This is a genomic window from Pseudomonas sp. BCRC 81390 (assembly GCF_030341915.1).
Lineage (GTDB): Bacteria > Pseudomonadota > Gammaproteobacteria > Pseudomonadales > Pseudomonadaceae > Aquipseudomonas.
Window position 1 is genome coordinate 189741 of record NZ_JATAAG010000013.1, and the last position, 17377, is coordinate 207117.

Here is a 17377-nt window from a genome sequence, read left to right on the forward strand (position 1 = left end):
GATGAATCAGCGCTTGCGCAGGATCACGCTGCCAATCGAATACCCCGCACCAAACGAGCTCAACACGCCAAGCGAGCCCTTGGCCAGGTCGTCCTGGTACAGGTGGAAGGCAATCACCGAGCCCGCCGAGCTGGTGTTGGCATAACGGTCGAGAATCACCGGTGCATCTTCCTCGGCCACTTCACGCCCCAGCAGTTTCTTGACGATCAGCTGGTTCATGCTGAGGTTGGCCTGGTGCAGCCAGAAACGCTTCACATCGCTCGGCTGCAGCCCGTTTTCCTGCAAGTGCTCACCGATCAGCTCGGCCACCTTCGGGCACACTTCACGGAACACCTTGCGGCCTTCCTGGATGAACAGTTTGTCCGCTGCACCTTCCCCTTCTTCCGCCGCCCGGTTGAGGAAGCCGAAGTTGTTGCGAATGTTGTTGGAGAACTCGGTCCACAGCTTGCTGCTGACAACCTCGAACTGGTGCGCCGAGGTCGCCTGGTCGGCACGCTCGAGCAGCACTGCTGTAGCGGCGTCACCAAAAATGAAGTGGCTGTCGCGGTCACGGAAGTTCAGGTGGCCGGTGCACACCTCCGGGTTGACCATCAACACCGCACGGGCCTGGCCCAGGGCCACGCTGTTGGCAGCGGTCTGGATGCCGAAGGTGGCCGAGGAGCAAGCCACGTTCATGTCGAAGGCAAAGCCCTGGATGCCCAGTGCCTGTTGCACTTCGATGGCGATGGCCGGGTATGGGCGCTGCAGGTTGGAGCAGGCAACGATCACCCCGTCGACATCGGCAGCGCTGCGGCCGGCGCGCTCCAGGGCCTGGCGAGCCGCGGCCACGGCCATTTCGCAAAGTACCGATGGCTCGTCATTGGAGCGCTCCGGCAAGCGTGGCTTCATGCGCTGTGGGTCGAGGATGCCGGCCTTGTCCATGACGAAGCGGCTCTTGATGCCAGAGGCCTTTTCGATGAAGGCTGCGTCGGACAATGGCGCCGCTTCGATCTCACCACGCTCGATGGCTGCGGCATTGTCCTGGTTGAACTGCTGCGCCCAAGTGTTGAAGGAGGCTACCAGTTCTTCGTTGGAGATGCTCTGGGCCGGGGTGTACAGGCCGGTACCGCTGATCACGACGTTATGCACGGTCGTTCCTCTGGTAAAAGGCCAGCGCCACGGGGCGCGGGCTGGAATATGGCAAGTTAATGGCACTTTAGTGCCAATTAAAAGACAAAGCTGCTCCCTCTTGCGCTGCGCCTGTGGGAGCGGGCTCGCCGGCGAAGGGTCGCAACGCGACCCCAAATTGCCCTAATAGTGCCACAAACAGGGAAGTTTAGCCCTCCACCTGGCTCCACTGTTTGCTCAAACGTTTGTCAGAAATCGGCACCTTGGTCCCCAACTGCTGGGCGAACAGCGATACCCGATATTCTTCCAGCCACCAGCGGTAGACGGTCAGTTGCTCGTCGCGCTTGCCTTCCTGGGCATGCTTGTCGGCACGGGCCTTGTACTGTGCCCACAGGTTGCCCAGCTCGCCGCTCCACACCCGGTCCTTCTGTACCTGCGCGCCGAGCTTCTCCAGGCGCAGCTCCACCGCCTTGAGGTAGCGCGGCAATTCCTTGAACCAGGCTGCGGGGGTTTCGCGCACGAAGCCCGGGTACACCAGGTTGCCCAGCTGTTGCTTGATGTCGTTCAGCGCCACGGCCTGGCTCAAGTCGATCTTGCCCTTGAAACGCTTCTGCAAGCCATGCCACAGCTTCAGCACTTCCAGGGTCTGCCGGGCCAGGCGCTCGGCATGTTCGGCCCAGCTGCCGCGCTTGCGTTCCGCCAGCCCGGCCAATGCAGCACCGTCGCGCGGCAGCGGCTGTTCGCCGTCGAGGATGCAGCTGTCCAGGCTGGCCAGCAGAATATCTTCGACCAATGCCTCGACGCGGCCCAGTTCGCGATACAGCAGGCCCAGTTCGGTCAGCCCCGGCAGCTTGCCGCGCAGGAACTTGGCCGGCTCGGCCAACTGCTGCAGCAACAGGCGTTGCAAGGCGCGGCGGTGCTGGAACTCGGCTTCGGCCTGGGTCGAGAAACGCCCTTCGCGGACGCTGCCGTTATCTTCCACCAACGCCGGGTACACGGTCATCGACAGGCCAGCAATGTTCTGCTGGGCAGTCTGCTTGACCTCGCTGAAGGCCTTGGCCTGCACCGGTTGGTCGCTGCTGGCGTCGCGCGGCACGGCCAGCGCAGCCTGGCTGGCGGCGGCAAAGCGTGCGGTCAGCTCGGCCAGGTCGCGGCCTTCGCCAAGGAACTTGCCCTGCCCATCGACCACCTCGATGTTCATGCGCAGGTGGCCTTCGACCAGGTTGACCGACTCGTCCCAGGCCTCGTCGGGCACCCGCGCACCGGTCATGCGCAGCAGCTCCTGGCCGAGGGCCTGCGGCAGCGCTCCCTGGCCGAAGGTCATGCGCGCCAACGAAGCCTTGACGAAGTCCGGCACCGGCACGAAGTTCTTGCGCAGGGCCTTGGGCAGGTTGCGTACCAACGCCACGCACTTGGCCTCCAGCAGGCCCGGCACCAGCCACTCCAGGCGCTCGCCCGGCAGGCTCGGCAGCAGCGGTGCCGGCACCCGCACGGTCACACCGTCGCGGGGATGGCCGGGCTCGAAGTGGTAGCTCAGCGGCAGGCGCAGGTCGCCCAGCTGCAGGCTGTCGGGGTACTGCGCGGCAGTCACTTCGCTGGCTTCACGGGCCAGCACGTCTTCCTCGCGCATGATCAGCAGGTTGGCGTCCTTCTGGCTGCCCATGCGGTACCAGCTGTCGAAGGTCGCGGTCTGGTGGATTTCCGCCGGCAGGCGCGCTTCGTAGAAGGCGTACAGGGTTTCTTCGTCGGCGAGGATGTCGCGGCGGCGCGCCTTGGCCTCCAGTTCGTCGAGCTGTTCGAGCAGGCGCTTGTTGGCCGCCAGGCACTTGGCCCGCGACTGGATTTCGCCGCCGACCAGGCCTTCGCGGATGAACAGCTCGCGCGAGGTGACCGGGTCGATCGGGCCGAAATGCACCGGGCGACGGCCGACCAGGATCAGGCCGTACAGGGTGATCTGCTCATAGGCCACCACCTGCCCGCGCTTCTTCTCCCAGTGCGGTTCGAAGTGGTTCTTCTTGACCAGATGGCCGGCCAGCGGCTCGATCCAGTCCGGTTCGATCTTGGCCACCATGCGCGCATACAGCTTGGTGGTCTCGACCAGTTCGGCAGCCATCACCCACTGCGGGCGCTTGCGCCCCAGGCCCGAGGACGGGTGCACCCAGAAGCGTCGCTGACGGGCCCCCTGGTAGTCGCCCTCTTCGGTCTTCTGGCCGATCTGGCTGAGCAGCCCGCTGAGAATGGCCTTGTGCATCTTCGGGTAGTCGGATGGCTCCTTGTTCACCGTCAACTGCAGGTCGCGGCAGATCAGCGCCAGCTGGCGATGGGCATCGCGCCATTCGCGCAGGCGCAGGTAATTGAGGAAGTTCTTGCGGCACCAGTTGCGCAGCGGGTTGGCGGTCAGCGCCTGGCGCTGCTCTTCGAAGCCACGCCAGAGGTTGACCAGCGCAGCGAAATCGGAGTCCGCGTCCTTCCATTGCGCGTGCGCCTGGTCGGCGGCCTGCTGGCGCTCCGGCGGGCGTTCGCGCGGGTCCTGCACCGACAGCGCACTGGTCACGATCAGCACTTCCTGCAAGCTGCCCAGGCGCGCGCCTTCGAGCAGCATGCGGCCCAGCCGCGGGTCGATCGGCAGGCGCGCCAACTGGCGGCCGATCGGGGTCAGCTGGTTCTCGCGGTTGACCGCCGACAACTCCTGCAGCAAGTTGAACCCGTCGCTGATGGCCTTGCCATCCGGCGGCTCGATGAACGGGAAGGCATCGATCGCGCCCAGGCGCAGGTGGAGCATCTGCAGGATCACCGCCGCCAGGTTGGTGCGCAGGATTTCCGGGTCGGTGAACGCCGGCCGGCTGTTGAAATCCTCTTCGCTGTACAGGCGCACACAGATGCCCGGCTCGACCCGGCCACAGCGGCCTTTACGCTGGTTGGCACTGGCCTGCGATACGGCCTCGATGGGCAGGCGCTGGACCTTGGCGCGGTAGCTGTAGCGGCTGATGCGGGCGGTGCCGGTGTCGATCACGTAACGGATGCCCGGCACGGTCAGCGAGGTTTCCGCGACGTTGGTGGCCAGCACCACGCGGCGCCCGGTGTGCGGCTGGAAGATGCGCTGCTGTTCAGCCGGCGACAGCCGTGCGTACAGCGGCAGGATCTCGGTGTGGCGCAGTTGCGCCTTGCGCAGGATTTCGGCGGCATCGCGGATTTCCCGCTCGCCTGGCAGGAAGATCAGCACATCGCCCGGCCCCTTGCCGACGCTGCGCTCATGCTGCGCCAGCTCGTCCAGGGTAGCGAGGATGGCCTGATCGACGGTGAGGTCGTCCTCGATCTGGTTGCCTTCTTCATCCTGCTCGCTGGTCAACGGGCGGTACCAGGTTTCTACCGGGAAGGTGCGCCCGGACACCTCGATGATCGGCGCACCGTCGAAGTGCCTGGAGAAACGCTCCAGGTCGATGGTCGCCGAGGTAATGATCAGCTTCAGGTCGGGGCGGCGGTGCAGCAGGGTCTTCAGGTAACCGAGCAGGAAGTCGATGTTCAGGCTGCGTTCGTGGGCTTCGTCGACGATGATCGTGTCGTAGCGCTCGAGAAAGCGGTCGTGCTGGGTTTCGGCCAGCAGGATACCGTCGGTCATCAGCTTGACCAGCGTGTTGGCGTCGCTCTGGTCCTCGAAGCGCACCTGGTAGCCGACCAAGCCGCCCAGCGGCGTGCCCAGCTCTTCGGCGACCCGCGCCGCCACACTGCGGGCGGCGATGCGGCGTGGCTGGGTGTGGGCGATCATGCCATGGCTGCCACGGCCCAGTTCCAGGCAGATCTTCGGCAGCTGGGTGGTCTTGCCCGAACCGGTTTCGCCGGCGATCACCAGCACCTGGTGCTCGGCCAGGGCCTTCTTGATTTCGTCACGCTTGGCGGCGATCGGCAGGCTGTCGTCGTAGCGTACGGTCGGCACGCTCTGCTGGCGCGCGGTGACCTGGGCGCAGGAGGCCTGGACCTTGTCCACCCACTGCGCCAGCTTCGCCTCATCGGGGCGCTTGCGCAGTTCGTGCAATTGCCGGCGCAGGCGATGGCGGTCGGCAATCATGGCGTGGTCGAGGTTTTGCAGCAGTTTGTCGATGGCGTGGTCAGTCATGGGGCTTTTTAGTGATGCAGGTGAGCCTGCTTTTGCATGATCGGCATTCGAAGGATGCGCGATTGTCGCAGATTTGCCGGTTGTCTGCTGCCTGCCGGCCTCTTCGCGGGTAAACCCGCGAAGAGGCCAGGTGCAATGGCACAAATGTTTAGCCGGATGCGATGTAAAGGTTGCCATTCACTGCTTTAATCAACCTTACCGCGCATGTGAGTATCCCAGGCATGAGTCCCGTCCAGCCCATCGCCCCACCCTCGCCCCGCCCTTCGCTGCCGAAGGCCCGGCGCCGTGCCGGTGAAAATCCGCTGGTCCACATCATCCTCGCCTTCTGGGCCCTGTGGCACTGCCGTCACGCTCGCCCACCGGATCGTTCGCGCACGCCTTCATGACCGAACCCGGACCGCGTCCGGCCGTTTGACTCAACTGGGCCGCCTGCCTGTGCGGTGGCCCCGTGCGCCCATGAGCGAATCCATCATGCACTTTGCACCTGTAGAGCAGGCCAGGCGCTTCCTGGCCGACAACCCCGATATCGAGCTGTTCGAACTGTTCATCCTCGACGCCAACGGCGTACCGCGCGGCAAGCTGCTGCACCGCGACGAACTGCTGGCCGTGTACCAGGGCGGTCGGCCGCTGCCCAGCACCATCCTTGGCCTGACCCTGAACGGCGACGATGTGGAAAACTCCGGCCTGGTGTGGGACGTGGGCGATATCGACTGCCGCGCCTACCCATTGCAGGGCAGCCTGGTGCGCCTGCCCTGGCGACGGGTGCCGACTGCCGCGGTACAGGTGAGCATGCACCCGAGCGAAGGCCTGCCGGCCAGTATCGCCGACCCACGCCATGTGCTGCTGCGCACCATCGACGCGCTGAAGGCCGACGGCTATCACCCGGTGATGGCCTGCGAACTGGAGTTCTACCTGCTCGACCAGCAGCGTGACGCCCTGGGCCGCCCGCAACCGGCGCTGGACAACGATGGCGGCCGCCCACGCAGCACCCAGGTCTATGGCCTGCGCGAACTGGAGCAGATCGAGCCGTTCCTCGCCGACCTCTACGCCGCCTGCAAGGCCCAGGGCATCCCGGCCCGCACGGCGATCTCGGAATATGCCCCCGGCCAGGTGGAAATCACCCTCGAACACGGCGACGCGCTGCAGGCGATGGACCAGGCTGTGCGCTACAAACGCCTGGTGAAAGGCGTGGCCCACGCCCACGGCATGCAGGCCTGCTTCATGGCCAAGCCGTTCGCGCACCTGGCCGGCACCGGCATGCACATGCACCTGAGCCTGGCCGACGACGCCGGCAACAACCTGTTCGCCAGCGACGACAAGGCCGGCACCCCGCTGCTGCGCCAGGCCGTGGCCGGCATGTTGCGCCACCTGCGCGACTCGCTGTTGCTGTTCTGCCCCAATGCCAACTCGTTCCGCCGCTTCCAGGCCAACAGCTACGCGCCGCTGGCGCCCACCTGGGGCGTGGACAACCGCACCGTGAGCCTGCGCGTACCGGGCGGCCCGGCCAACAGCCGGCATGTGGAGCACCGCATCTGCGGCGCCGATGCCAACCCGTACCTGGCGGCGGCGGCGATTCTCGCGGCCAGCCACCGCGGCATCCGCGAACAACTTGACCCTGGCGCGCCGGTGGAAGGCAACGGCTATGCCCAGGCCAGCGAACACCTGCCCACCGACTGGCTGACCGCGCTCGATGCCCTGCAGCATTCCGGCTGGGCCCGCGAGGCCTTTGGCGAGGCATTCCTGGGCGTATACCTGAAGGTCAAGCGCGCCGAGTACCGCCAGTTCATGGCCGAAGTCAGCGAACAGGACTGGCGCTGGTACCTGCACCAGGCCTGAGCCCCGAACAACAAGGAACACCCATGAATGCAGCATTGAACCAAGGCCCGGCGCAGCGCGCGCCGTCCTACTACAGCGCCACCCTCAACGACCACACCGCGTACCCACAGCTAAAAGGCACGGTGCAGGTGGACGTGGCGATCATCGGCGGCGGCTTCACCGGCGTGGCCACGGCAGTGGAACTGGCCGAGCGCGGCCTGAAGGTGGCCATCGTCGAGACCAACCGCATTGGCTGGGGGGCCAGCGGGCGCAATGGCGGCCAGGTCACCGGCAGCCTGTCGGGCGACGAAGCCATGCGCACGCAGATGCGCAACCGCCTGGGGGCCGAAGTCGACGATTTCATCTGGCACCTGCGCTGGCGCGGGCACCAGCTGATCGAACAACGCGTGGCACGCTATGGCATCGACTGCGACCTCAAGCGCGGCCACCTGCATGCGGCGATGAAACCTTCGCACATGGACGAACTGCGCGCATTCGAGGCCGAGGCCCGGCGCCGCGGCATGGGCGAGCAGGTGCAGTTGCTGGACCGCAACGGTGTGGCCGAGCACCTGCAAAGCCCGCTGTACCTGGGTGCGCTGAAGAACCTGCGCAACCTGCACCTGCACCCGCTCAACCTGTGCCTGGGCGAAGCCCGCGCCGCCCATGGCCTGGGGGCGCTGATCTTCGAGAACTCCGAGGTGCTGGACATTGTCCACGGCCCGCGCCCGGCCGTGGTCACTGCCCACGGTCGGGTCGAGGCGCGCCAGGTGATGCTGGCCGGCGACGTGTATCACAAACTGGAAAAACGCCAGCTCAAGGGCAAGATCTTCCCGGCCATGGGCGGCATCGTCACCACCGCACCGCTGGGGCAACTGGCCGAACAGATCAACCCGCAAGACCTGGCGGTCTACGACTGCCGCTTCGTCCTCGACTACTACCGCCTGACCGCCGACAAGCGCCTGCTGTTCGGCGGTGGCGCCAACTATTCCGGCCGTGACTCACGCGACATCGAGGGCGAACTGCGCCCGTGCATCGAACGCACCTTCCCGGCGTTGAAGGGCGTGCCGATCGAGTTCCAGTGGAGCTGTGCGATGGGCATCGTGGTCAACCGCATCCCGCAGTTGGGCAAGCTGTCGGACAACGTGTGGTATTGCCAGGGCTATTCGGGGCACGGCATTGCCACCAGCCACATCATGGGCGAGATCATGGCCGAGGCGTTGACCGGGACGCTGGAGAAGTTCGACACCTTTGCCCAGTGCCGGCATGTGCGGGTGCCGATGGGCGATCTGCTGGGGAATCCGCTGTTGGCGGCGGGGATGTGGTACTACCAGATGCTGGAAAAACTGCGCTGAAGCATTCGCGGGTAAACCCGCCCCCACAGGTATTGCACAACCCTTGATAGTTGCGCAAAACCTGTGTGGGCGGGTTTACCCGCGAAAAGGCCGGTAAAGCCAGCGAAGATTCAGAGGATCAGGCGATCTTCTTCAGGCCCTGCTTCTTCAGCTCTTCATCACGCAGCTCACGGCGCAGGATCTTGCCCACGTTGGTGGTCGGCAGCGCGTCGCGGAACTCGATCTGGCGCGGTACCTTGTAGCCGGTAACGTTGGCACGCATGTGCTCCATTACCTGCTCCTTGGTCACGGTCATGCCCGGCTTGACCACGACGAACACCTTGATCACCTCGCCCGACTTCTCGTCCGGCACACCGATGGCCGCGCACTGCAATACGCCCGGCAGAGCCGCCAGCACATCTTCCAGTTCGTTGGGGTACACGTTGAAGCCCGAGACCAGGATCATGTCCTTCTTGCGGTCGACGATGCGCATGTAGCCGTCCGGCTGGATCACCGCGATATCGCCGGTCTTCAGCCAACCCTCGCTATCGAGGATCTCGGCCGTGGCGTCCTCGCGCTGCCAGTAGCCCTTCATCACCTGCGGGCCTTTGATGCACAGCTCGCCCACCTCGCCCAACGGCAGTTCGTGGCCCGCGTCATCGATCACCTTGCACAGGGTCGAGGGTACCGGGATACCGATGGTGCCGACCTGGTTGGCCTCCGACGGGTTCACTGCGGCCACCGGGCTGGTCTCGGTCATGCCGTAACCTTCGCAGATGGCGCAGCCGGTCACGGTTTTCCAGCGTTCGGCCACGCTCAGTTGCAGGGCCATGCCGCCCGACAGGGTGATCTTCAGCGCGGAGAAGTCCAAGGCACGGAAGGCCTCGTTGTTGCACAGGGCAACGAACAGCGTGTTGAGGCCGACGAAGCCGCTGAACTTCCACTTGCCCAGCTCCTTGACCATTGCCGGCAGGTCACGCGGGTTGCTGATCAGCACGTTGTGGTTACCGATCAGCATCATTGCCATGCAATGGAAGGTAAAGGCGTAGATGTGGTACAGCGGCAACGGCGTGATGAGGATTTCGCAACCTTCGTGCAGGTTCGCGCCCATCAGCGCCCGGCACTGCAGCATGTTGGCCACCAGGTTGCGGTGGGTCAGCATCGCGCCCTTGGCCACGCCGGTGGTACCACCGGTGTACTGCAGCACCGCCACGTCGTTGGCCTGCGGGTTGGCCTCGGTCACCGGCTGGCCCTTGCCCAGCGCCAGTGCGTCGTTGAAGCGTACCGCACGCGGCAGGTGGTAGGCCGGCACCATCTTCTTCACGTACTTGATCACGCTGTTGATCAGCAGGCGCTTGAGTGGCGGCAGCAGGTCGGCCACTTCGGTGACGATGACATGCCTGACCTGGGTCTTGGGTACCACCTTCTCGGCCAGGTGGGCCATGTTGGCCAGGCACACCAGGGCCTTGGCCCCGGAGTCGTTGAACTGGTGTTCCATCTCCCGCGCGGTGTACAGCGGGTTGGTGTTGACCACGACCAGCCCGGCGCGCATGGCGCCGAACACCGCTACCGGGTATTGCAGAACGTTGGGCAGCTGCACGGCAATGCGGTCACCCGGCTTGAGGTCGGTATGCTGTTGCAGCCAGGCCGCAAATGCCCCGGACAGCGCATAGAGCTCGCCATAGGTGATAGTCTTGCCCAGGTTGCTAAAGGCCGGTTTGTCGGCAAAGCGTTGGCAGGATTGCTTGAGTACCGCCTGGATATTGGGGAATTCGTCAGGATTGATTTCCGCCGTAATCCCGGCTGGGTACTTATCCTTCCAAAAATGTTCGATCATGGAAGCCCACTCCTTCAGCAACAGCGAAGTTCGATTCACGCGTCGATGCGCTTATTATTGATATGAGATGACGGCTCGTTGCAAACCGGATCATCTGAAAGCGGGGCCGAGAGTAACAGCTTTACCTAGGGTCGCCTAGGGGCCAAAGCAGGCCTTATGGTCACAAAAATGACTCAATGAACAATATGGGTCATTTTTAGAGTTTTTATCCAAAATGTCGCAGATCGGGCTATAAATAGCCTGTTAGAGCGGTTTCACGGCATTCGCGGGCTTGCCCGCTCCCACAGGGACCTCACAGTTCTCGAATGCTGTGCAGTACCTGTGGGAGCGGGCAAGCCCGCGAACAAGCCAACTCGGTATCAAGCTATATCACGCAGCTCCCGCCGCAGGATCTTGCCCACCGGCGTCATCGGCAACGAGTCGCGCAACACGATGTGCTTGGGCACCTTGTAGCCAGTGAAGTTGGCCTTGCAGTACGCCTTCAGTTCATCCACGCTCAACCCGCCCTCGCGCGGCACCACGAACAGCTTCACCGCCTCGCCGGAATGCTCGTCCGGCACGCCGATGGCTGCGCAGTTGGCCACCTTGGGGTGGCCCATGACCACGTCCTCGATCTCGTTGGGGTACACGTTGAACCCGGAGACGATGATCATGTCCTTCTTGCGGTCGACGATGCGGGTGAAGCCGTCGGGGTCGATTACCGCAATATCGCCGGTCCTGAACCAGCCGTCTGCATCCAGGGCCTGCGCCGTAGCCTCGGGCTGCTGCCAATAGCCCTTCATCACCTGCGGGCCCTTGATGCAAAGCTCGCCCCGCTCGCCCAGCGGCAGCTCGTTGCCGTCATCGTCGATCACCTTGAAGGCGGTGCCCACCACGGGGATGCCCACCGTGCCCAGGCGCGCCAGCTGGCCATAGGGGTTGGTGCTGGCCACCGGCGAGGTTTCGGTCAGGCCGTAGCCTTCGACGATGCGGCAGCCGGTCAGGCTTTCCCAGCGCTCGGCAGTGGCCTTGACCAGCGCGGTGCCGCCCGAGTTGGTGACTTTCAGCGCCGAGAAGTCGAGCTGGCGGAAGCCTGGGTGGTTCATCAGCGCGACGAACAGGGTGTTCAGGCCCAGCAGGGCCGTGAACCGCCACTTGCCCAGTTCCTTGATGAAGCCGGGAATATCCCGGGGGTTGGTGATCAGCACGTTGTGGTTGCCGGTCACCATCATGCACATGCAGTTCGCGGTAAAGGCATAGATGTGGTACAGCGGCAGCGGTGCGATCATCACTTCCTGGCCTTCCTTGATCAGCTTCTGCCCGTCCGGCCCGTGCTGCGAGAAACAGGCCAGCACCTGCAGCATGTTGGCCACCAGATTGCCGTGAGTGAGCATGGCGCCCTTGGCCAGCCCCGTGGTGCCGCCGGTGTATTGCAGCACGGCAATGTCGCCCAGGCTCAGCGGCACCGGCTTGGCTGACAGCTCGCGGCCCTGGCGCAACACCTGTTTGAACGACACCGCCTGCGGCAGCCGATAGGCCGGGACCATTTTCTTCAGCTTGTCGACCACGGTGTTGACCAACCAGCCCTTGGCAGCGGGCAGCAGGTCACCCATCTTCGCCTCGATCAGGTATTCGATGCCGGTATCGGGCAGCACTTCCTGCACACGCCTGCCGAACATGTTCAGGTACACCAGCGCACGCGCGCCGCTGTCCTTGAACTGGTGGCGCATCTCGCGCTCGGTGTACAGCGGGTTGGTGTTGACCACGATCAGCCCCGCACGCAGGGCGCCGAACACCGCGATGGGGTACTGCAACACGTTGGGCAGCTGCACCGCGATGCGGTCACCCGGCTTGAGGTCGGTATGCTGCTGCAACCAGGCGGCGAAGGCCGCCGAATGGCGCTCCAGATCCGCGTAGCTCAGGGTCACGCCCAGGTTGCTGAAGGCCGGGCGGTCGGCAAAGCGCTTGCAGGAGCGCTCGAACACCTCGATGACCGAGGCGTAGGCATTGATGTCAATGGTGGAAGGCACGCCCGCCGGGCGCTTGTCGTTCCAGAATTCGGCTTGCATTTATTATTGTTCCTCTGCCGGGACCCACTGTGTGTCCTGTCATCCTTTTACCTGCCCGCCCGAAAGCGAAAAGGCGTTGAACCGACGTTAGCAGGTAAGCCCAAGGTGGCATATACGCCAAGTGCCGCCATTAACATTGTGAATCTTATTTGTGCCCTTCCTGCAATCCGGCCGGTTGTGCATACACTGTTCGGGTAACCGTGCGCACAAGGACCCGCCATGCCTCACGACGCCTTCTGGCTGCCTGCCAGCGAGCACTGCAGCCTGTACGTACACCAATGGCTGCCGGCCTCGCCGGTCAAGGCCGTGGTGCTGCTGGCCCACGGCATGGCCGAGCATGCCGGGCGCTACCAACCGCTGGGTCAGGCTTTGAGCGAGGCGGGCTTTGCCCTGTTCGGCGCCGACCAGCGCGGCCATGGGCGCACCGCCGAACTGGGCAGCCTCGGCCTGTTCGCCCGCCAGCATGGCTGGAATGCCGTGGTCAACGACCTTGGCCTGCTGGCCCAGCACATCGGCCAGCAGTACCCGTGCACACCGCTGTTCCTGTTCGGCCACAGCATGGGCAGCTACATCGCCCAGGCCTACCTACTGCACCACAGCGGCAGCCTGCATGGGGCGATCCTCAGTGGCTCCAACTACCAACCGGCGATGCTGTACCGTGTGGCCCGGCTGATTGCCCGGCTGGAAACCTGGCGCCAGGGGCCGCTGGGCAAGAGCGCGCTGATCGAATGGTTGTCGTTCGGCTCGTTCAACAAGGCCTTCAAGCCCAACCGCACGGCATTCGACTGGCTCAGCCGCGACCCGGCGCAGGTCGACCTGTACGTAAACGACCCGTTATGCGGCTTCCGTTGCAGCAACCAGTTGTGGCTCGACTTGCTGCAAGGCTTGGCGCAGATCAGCCAGCCGGGTAACCTCGCGCAGATCGATCCGAACCTGCCGCTGCTGGTGATCGGGGGTGAATGTGATCCGGTCAGTGCCGGCAAGCGTCTCACCCACCTGGCCGACGCCCTGCGCGCGACCGGCAATCGACATGTACAGCTGCGCGTCTACCCCGAGGCGCGGCATGAAGTGCTCAACGAACTCAATCGAGACGAGGTCACTGGCGATATTCTCGCCTGGCTCGAACAGGCGCTGGCCCTTGGCCGGCCTGCCCGCAGCGAATGATAGGCGCCCTCGCCCGCCCTTTAAGGAAGCCCCGATGACCCAGGTCACCAACACGCCCTACGAAGCCCTCGAAGTCGGCCAGAAGGCCGAATACAAGAAGTCCGTTGAAGAACGTGATATCCAGCTGTTCGCCGCGATGTCCGGTGACCACAACCCGGTACACCTGGATGCCGAATTCGCCGCCAAAAGCATGTTCCGCGAGCGCATCGCCCACGGCATGTTCAGTGGCGCGCTGATCAGCGCCGCCGTGGCCTGCACCTTGCCTGGCCCTGGCACCATCTACCTGGGCCAGAAAATGAGCTTCCAGAAGCCGGTGAAGATCGGTGACAGCCTGACCGTGCGCCTGGAAATCCTCGAGAAGCTGCCCAAGTTCAAGGTGCGCATTGCCACCAATGTGTACAACCAGAACGATGAGCTGGTGGTCGAGGGTGAAGCCGAGATCCTGGCACCGCGCAAGCAGCAGACCGTGGAGCTGGTGTCGCCGCCGAATTTTGTCGCTAGCTGAAGCCTGATGTAGCCAGTACCGGCCGCTTCGCGGGTAAACCCGCTGCCACAGGATCGCATCAAGGCTGAATGCTGTGAGGTCCCTGTGGGAGCGGGTTTACCCGCGAAGAGGCCGGTACAGCAAACCACATTCGATCGCCTGTAACCGCCGCTCGATATGCCTGCGCTCCGGCTCCTGCCGGGTCAGCGCCAGCGCCTGGCGCCAGGCCGCGCGCGCTTGCTCCACTTGCCCCAGCTGAAAATGCAGCTCGGCCCGCGCCGCATGTACCAGGTGGTAATCCTGCAGTTCTCCCCGCGCCAGAATCCCTTCGATTTCCCGCAGGCCAACCGCCGGCCCATCCCGCTTCGCCAGCGCCACCGCGCGGTTCAGCGCCACCACGGCTGACGGCCAGTGCCGCTGCAACACATCATACAGCCCGACAATCTCGGCCCAGTCGGTGTCCTCGGCCGTGGCCGCTTCGGCATGTACCGCGGCAATCGCCGCCTGCACGGTATAGGCGCCGAATGCACGGCTTTGCAGGGCCTGGCGCACCAGTTCGCAGCCTTCGGCAATGCGCTGTTGGTCCCACAGGCTGCGGTCCTGCTGCTCCAGCACCACCAGGTTGCCCTGGCCATCGGTACGTGCCCGCTGCCGGGACGCCTGCAGCAGCATCAGGGCCAACAGGCCGACCGCCTCCGGGTCGGGCAACAGCTGCACCAGCAGCCGCGCCAGGCGTATGGCCTCGTCAGTCAGGTCCTGCTGCAACAGTGCCTCGCCCGACGACGCCGAATAACCTTCGTTGAACACCAGGTAGATCACCCGCAGCACGCTGCCCAGGCGCTCGGGCAGCTCGTTCAGCTCCGGCACCTGGTAAGGGATGCCGGCATCGCGGATCTTGGCCTTGGCACGCACGATGCGCTGGGCAATGGTTGCCGGGCTTTGCAGAAAGGCGCGGGCGATCTGCTCGGTGGTCAGGTCGCAGACTTCGCGCAGCGTCAGCGGCACCTGGGCATCGGCCGACAACGCCGGGTGGCAGCAGGTAAAGATCAGCCGCAGGCGGTCGTCCGCCAGCAGTTCTTCTTCGCTGGGGTCCTGCGCCTGGCCTTCGAGCAACATGCTCAGGTCTGCCTGGGAACGGTCGAAACGGGCACGCCGACGCAGCGCATCGATGGCCTTGAAGCGCCCGGTGGAGACCAGCCACGCCCGCGGGTTGGCCGGTATGCCGTCGCGCTGCCAGCGCTCGACCGCGATGAAAAAGGCATCGTGCATGGCCTCCTCGGCCAGGTCGAAATCCCCCAACAGGCGGATCAGCGTCGCCAGGATGCGGCGCGATTCATGCCGGTAGACCGCCTCGACTTCAGCGCGCACCTGCGCCAAGGCCGGCATCAGTCAGGCATCCGCTGGGTCACCACCTCCACCAGCCGGTCCAGGCTTTCTCCCCAGCCCTGGTGGAAGCCCATCTCCTCATGGGCTCGGCAGTCGGTGGCGCTCCAGTGCCAGGCCCGGGCGGTGTAGCGGGTCTTGCCCTGCTCCTCGTCAAAACTGATGACGGCGGTCATGAAGGCCTTGTTCGAGGGCACCCAGCCCGGGCCGAAGGCATCGGTGAACACCAGCCGGCGCGGCGCGGCAATTTCCAGGAACACACCCTGGTTCGGATATTCGCTGCCATCCGGTGCACGCATCAGGGTGCGGAACAGGCCGCCGGGCCACAACTGCATTTCGCACTGCGAGGTGGTCATGCCGCGCGGGCCCCACCACTGCATCAGCCACTCGGGTTCGGTCCAGGCGCGAAATACCTTGGCCGGTGGCGCGTCGATCAGGCGGCTGATGGACAACTCGTGTTGTGCTTGCGCAGGCAGTGCAAGGCTCATGCTGGGCGCTCCGTTGTTGTCAGGGTTGCAGTTCACGCACTGGCCGCACCTCGACACTGCCGACCCGGGCGGCGGGAATACCCTTGGCGATGTTCAGGGCCTCGTTCAGGTCGCGGGCTTCCACCAGGTAGAAGCCGGCCAGTTGCTCCTTGGTCTCGGCAAACGGGCCATCGGTCAGGCTCATCTGGCCGTTGCGCATGCGTACCGTGGTGGCAGTCTGCACCGACTTCAGCGCCTCGGCCGCCAGCATTCGCCCGGAGCCCTGGATGGATTCGGCGTACGCCAGGCATTCGGCGTCTTCCGGGCTGTCGGGCAGGCTGTGCAGCAGCCCCTCGTCACAATAGACCAGGCACAGGTATTTCATGGTCGCCTCCAGGGCATTGGCAACAGACGTTTGGCGATAACGGCTCAGGGTTTGAGATCGAACAGCGCTTTCTGGGTCTGCATGTCGAACGGTGCCGACCAGTGTTCGTGGATGACCTGCCACTGGCCGCCTTGACGACGATAGCCTACGGTGGCGCGCATGAAGCCGCACTGGCTGTCGTTGTCCGCCGGGCCACAGCGGTTCAGCCAGTGGGCCAGGGCCAGGTCGCCAGCAGCGTGCACGGCAAGTTCGGCGAGTTCGAAGACCATCGGGCCGGTGCACAAGCCCATGCACATTTCCCAGTGCGCCTGGTAGTTGGCCTTGCCTTTGAATTGCAGTGCCTGGATGGCATCGAAGGCAACGATGTCGTCGGCATAGGGGGCGATGATGTTGGGGATGTCACGGTCGCGCACGGCCTGCATCCAGCGTTCGATCAGTTGGCGAATCTCGGTTTCGGCTGCGGTGCTCATCGGGAATTCCTCCGACAGGTCAGGGATGGTGGCCACGCCAGCGGCGTGCCTTCACCCATGGTCGAACGGGGCGCGGAGGAATCGACAAGGCCGCGCAGTATTTCCGACATCGGGGCCGGCAGTGGTCCGAACCTGCCTAAACGAACTCCCGATACCCCGACACGATCACATACACCGCGAAATAACAGAAGATGGCCGCCGACAGCAGATACGACCAGGTCAACAGGCGGTCACCCAGCAAGCGCCCGCCATGGCTGGCAATGCCACACAGGCCAACGCACCAAACCAGCCCGGCCGCGAAGAAGCCGCCGAGAAACAGCCCGGCCTCCATCAGGTTGCCGCCGCCGGAACGGGAAATCAGCACGCCACCCACCGCGGCAAACCACAAGATGGCGCTGGGCGACGACATGGCCAGGAAGATACCGCGCAGGAATTCGCGCCACCCCGACTCCACCAGCACCTCGCCCCGCGCCTCCATGTGCCCGCCGCGCCACGCGGCCAGGAGCATTTTCAGCGCGAACCACACCAGCAACACCGAGCCACCCAGCCACAGCGCCCAGCGCACGCTTTCGAACTGCAGCAGCACGGTCATTCCGGCCAGTGCGGCAATGGCATACAGCAGGTCGCCGACGCAGGTGCCGAGGCCCAGCCAGAAGCCCTGGAGGAAACCACGCTGCATGGCCAGGGTAATCATGGCGATATTGGCGATGCCGATATCCAGGCACAGGGAAAGACTGAGGAGAAAACCATTGGAGAAAGGCATGCAAGGCTC

The 17377-nt window shown here is 64.5% G+C and carries 13 protein-coding genes; 4 read left to right on the plus strand and 9 right to left on the minus strand.

Annotated features, from left to right (window positions below):
* Positions 1 to 6 precede the first annotated feature (6 nt).
* Together QSV36_RS07505 and hrpA are read right to left on the minus strand one after the other, a co-directional pair.
* A complete protein-coding gene (locus QSV36_RS07505; protein WP_289131028.1) occupies positions 7 to 1128 on the minus strand; it encodes a beta-ketoacyl-ACP synthase III in 1122 nt (373 codons plus the stop codon).
* A gap of 187 nt (positions 1129 to 1315) precedes the next feature.
* Positions 1316 to 5221 (minus strand): ATP-dependent RNA helicase HrpA, encoded by a 3906-nt coding sequence (gene hrpA / locus QSV36_RS07510; protein WP_289131029.1) that lies wholly within the window; start codon positions 5219 to 5221, stop codon positions 1316 to 1318.
* A 471-nt stretch (positions 5222 to 5692) separates the two neighbouring features.
* Between hrpA and QSV36_RS07515 the strand changes: the two genes are divergently transcribed.
* Positions 5693 to 7057 carry a glutamine synthetase family protein gene (locus tag QSV36_RS07515; protein WP_289131184.1) on the plus strand — a complete coding sequence of 455 codons (1365 nt, stop codon included), beginning with the start codon at positions 5693 to 5695 and terminating at the stop codon, positions 7055 to 7057.
* A gap of 23 nt (positions 7058 to 7080) precedes the next feature.
* On the plus strand, positions 7081 to 8388 hold the full coding sequence (locus tag QSV36_RS07520) for an NAD(P)/FAD-dependent oxidoreductase (protein ID WP_289131030.1): 1308 nt from the start codon (positions 7081 to 7083) through the stop codon (positions 8386 to 8388).
* A 118-nt stretch (positions 8389 to 8506) separates the two neighbouring features.
* Here the strand turns inward: QSV36_RS07520 and fadD1 are convergent, their stop codons facing one another.
* Entirely contained in the window at positions 8507 to 10204 is a 1698-nt protein-coding gene (fadD1, locus tag QSV36_RS07525; RefSeq protein ID WP_289131031.1) for a long-chain-fatty-acid--CoA ligase FadD1, read from the minus strand.
* Positions 10205 to 10563: 359 nt separating this feature from the next.
* Complete coding sequence (fadD2, locus tag QSV36_RS07530) at positions 10564 to 12252, minus strand: long-chain-fatty-acid--CoA ligase FadD2 (protein ID WP_225778779.1); 1689 nt, start codon at positions 12250 to 12252, stop codon at positions 10564 to 10566.
* A 219-nt stretch (positions 12253 to 12471) separates the two neighbouring features.
* On the opposite strand from fadD2, the gene QSV36_RS07535 reads away from it, so the two are divergent.
* Both QSV36_RS07535 and QSV36_RS07540 read left to right on the plus strand, forming a co-directional pair.
* A complete protein-coding gene (locus QSV36_RS07535; RefSeq protein WP_289131032.1) occupies positions 12472 to 13416 on the plus strand; it encodes an alpha/beta hydrolase in 945 nt (314 codons plus the stop codon).
* 34 nt (positions 13417 to 13450) lie between these two features.
* Entirely contained in the window at positions 13451 to 13921 is a 471-nt protein-coding gene (locus QSV36_RS07540; protein WP_138218332.1) for a MaoC family dehydratase, read from the plus strand.
* 96 nt (positions 13922 to 14017) lie between these two features.
* Here QSV36_RS07540 and QSV36_RS07545 read toward each other — a convergent pair whose 3' ends face one another.
* From QSV36_RS07545 to QSV36_RS07565, 5 genes are all read right to left on the minus strand, one after another.
* Entirely contained in the window at positions 14018 to 15286 is a 1269-nt protein-coding gene (locus tag QSV36_RS07545; RefSeq protein ID WP_289131033.1) for an RNA polymerase sigma factor, read from the minus strand.
* Positions 15286 to 15771 carry an SRPBCC family protein gene (locus tag QSV36_RS07550; protein ID WP_289131034.1) on the minus strand — a complete coding sequence of 162 codons (486 nt, stop codon included), beginning with the start codon at positions 15769 to 15771 and terminating at the stop codon, positions 15286 to 15288. Before QSV36_RS07550 ends, QSV36_RS07545 begins: the two co-directional genes overlap by 1 nt.
* Positions 15772 to 15790: 19 nt before the next feature.
* Positions 15791 to 16135 (minus strand): YciI family protein, encoded by a 345-nt coding sequence (locus tag QSV36_RS07555; RefSeq protein WP_289131035.1) that lies wholly within the window; start codon positions 16133 to 16135, stop codon positions 15791 to 15793.
* 44 nt (positions 16136 to 16179) lie between these two features.
* A complete protein-coding gene (locus QSV36_RS07560; RefSeq protein ID WP_225778785.1) occupies positions 16180 to 16605 on the minus strand; it encodes a YybH family protein in 426 nt (141 codons plus the stop codon).
* Positions 16606 to 16741: 136 nt separating this feature from the next.
* Positions 16742 to 17368, minus strand: a complete 627-nt coding sequence (locus tag QSV36_RS07565; RefSeq protein ID WP_289131036.1) for a LysE family translocator — start codon at positions 17366 to 17368, stop codon at positions 16742 to 16744.
* Between the last annotated feature and the right edge of the window lie 9 nt (positions 17369 to 17377).

Coding starts and splice junctions, on each gene's coding strand:
- fadD2 (WP_225778779.1), bottom strand. CDS start 12,252: ATGCAAGCCGAATTCTGGAACGACAAGCGCCCGGCGGGCGTGCCTTCC.
- hrpA (WP_289131029.1), bottom strand. CDS start 5,221: ATGACTGACCACGCCATCGACAAACTGCTGCAAAACCTCGACCACGCC.
- QSV36_RS07545 (WP_289131033.1), bottom strand. CDS start 15,286: ATGCCGGCCTTGGCGCAGGTGCGCGCTGAAGTCGAGGCGGTCTACCGG.
- QSV36_RS07555 (WP_289131035.1), bottom strand. CDS start 16,135: ATGAAATACCTGTGCCTGGTCTATTGTGACGAGGGGCTGCTGCACAGC.
- QSV36_RS07540 (WP_138218332.1), top strand. CDS start 13,451: ATGACCCAGGTCACCAACACGCCCTACGAAGCCCTCGAAGTCGGCCAG.
- QSV36_RS07520 (WP_289131030.1), top strand. CDS start 7,081: ATGAATGCAGCATTGAACCAAGGCCCGGCGCAGCGCGCGCCGTCCTAC.
- QSV36_RS07550 (WP_289131034.1), bottom strand. CDS start 15,771: ATGAGCCTTGCACTGCCTGCGCAAGCACAACACGAGTTGTCCATCAGC.
- QSV36_RS07565 (WP_289131036.1), bottom strand. CDS start 17,368: ATGCCTTTCTCCAATGGTTTTCTCCTCAGTCTTTCCCTGTGCCTGGAT.
- QSV36_RS07535 (WP_289131032.1), top strand. CDS start 12,472: ATGCCTCACGACGCCTTCTGGCTGCCTGCCAGCGAGCACTGCAGCCTG.
- QSV36_RS07560 (WP_225778785.1), bottom strand. CDS start 16,605: ATGAGCACCGCAGCCGAAACCGAGATTCGCCAACTGATCGAACGCTGG.
- fadD1 (WP_289131031.1), bottom strand. CDS start 10,204: ATGATCGAACATTTTTGGAAGGATAAGTACCCAGCCGGGATTACGGCG.
- QSV36_RS07515 (WP_289131184.1), top strand. CDS start 5,693: ATGCACTTTGCACCTGTAGAGCAGGCCAGGCGCTTCCTGGCCGACAAC.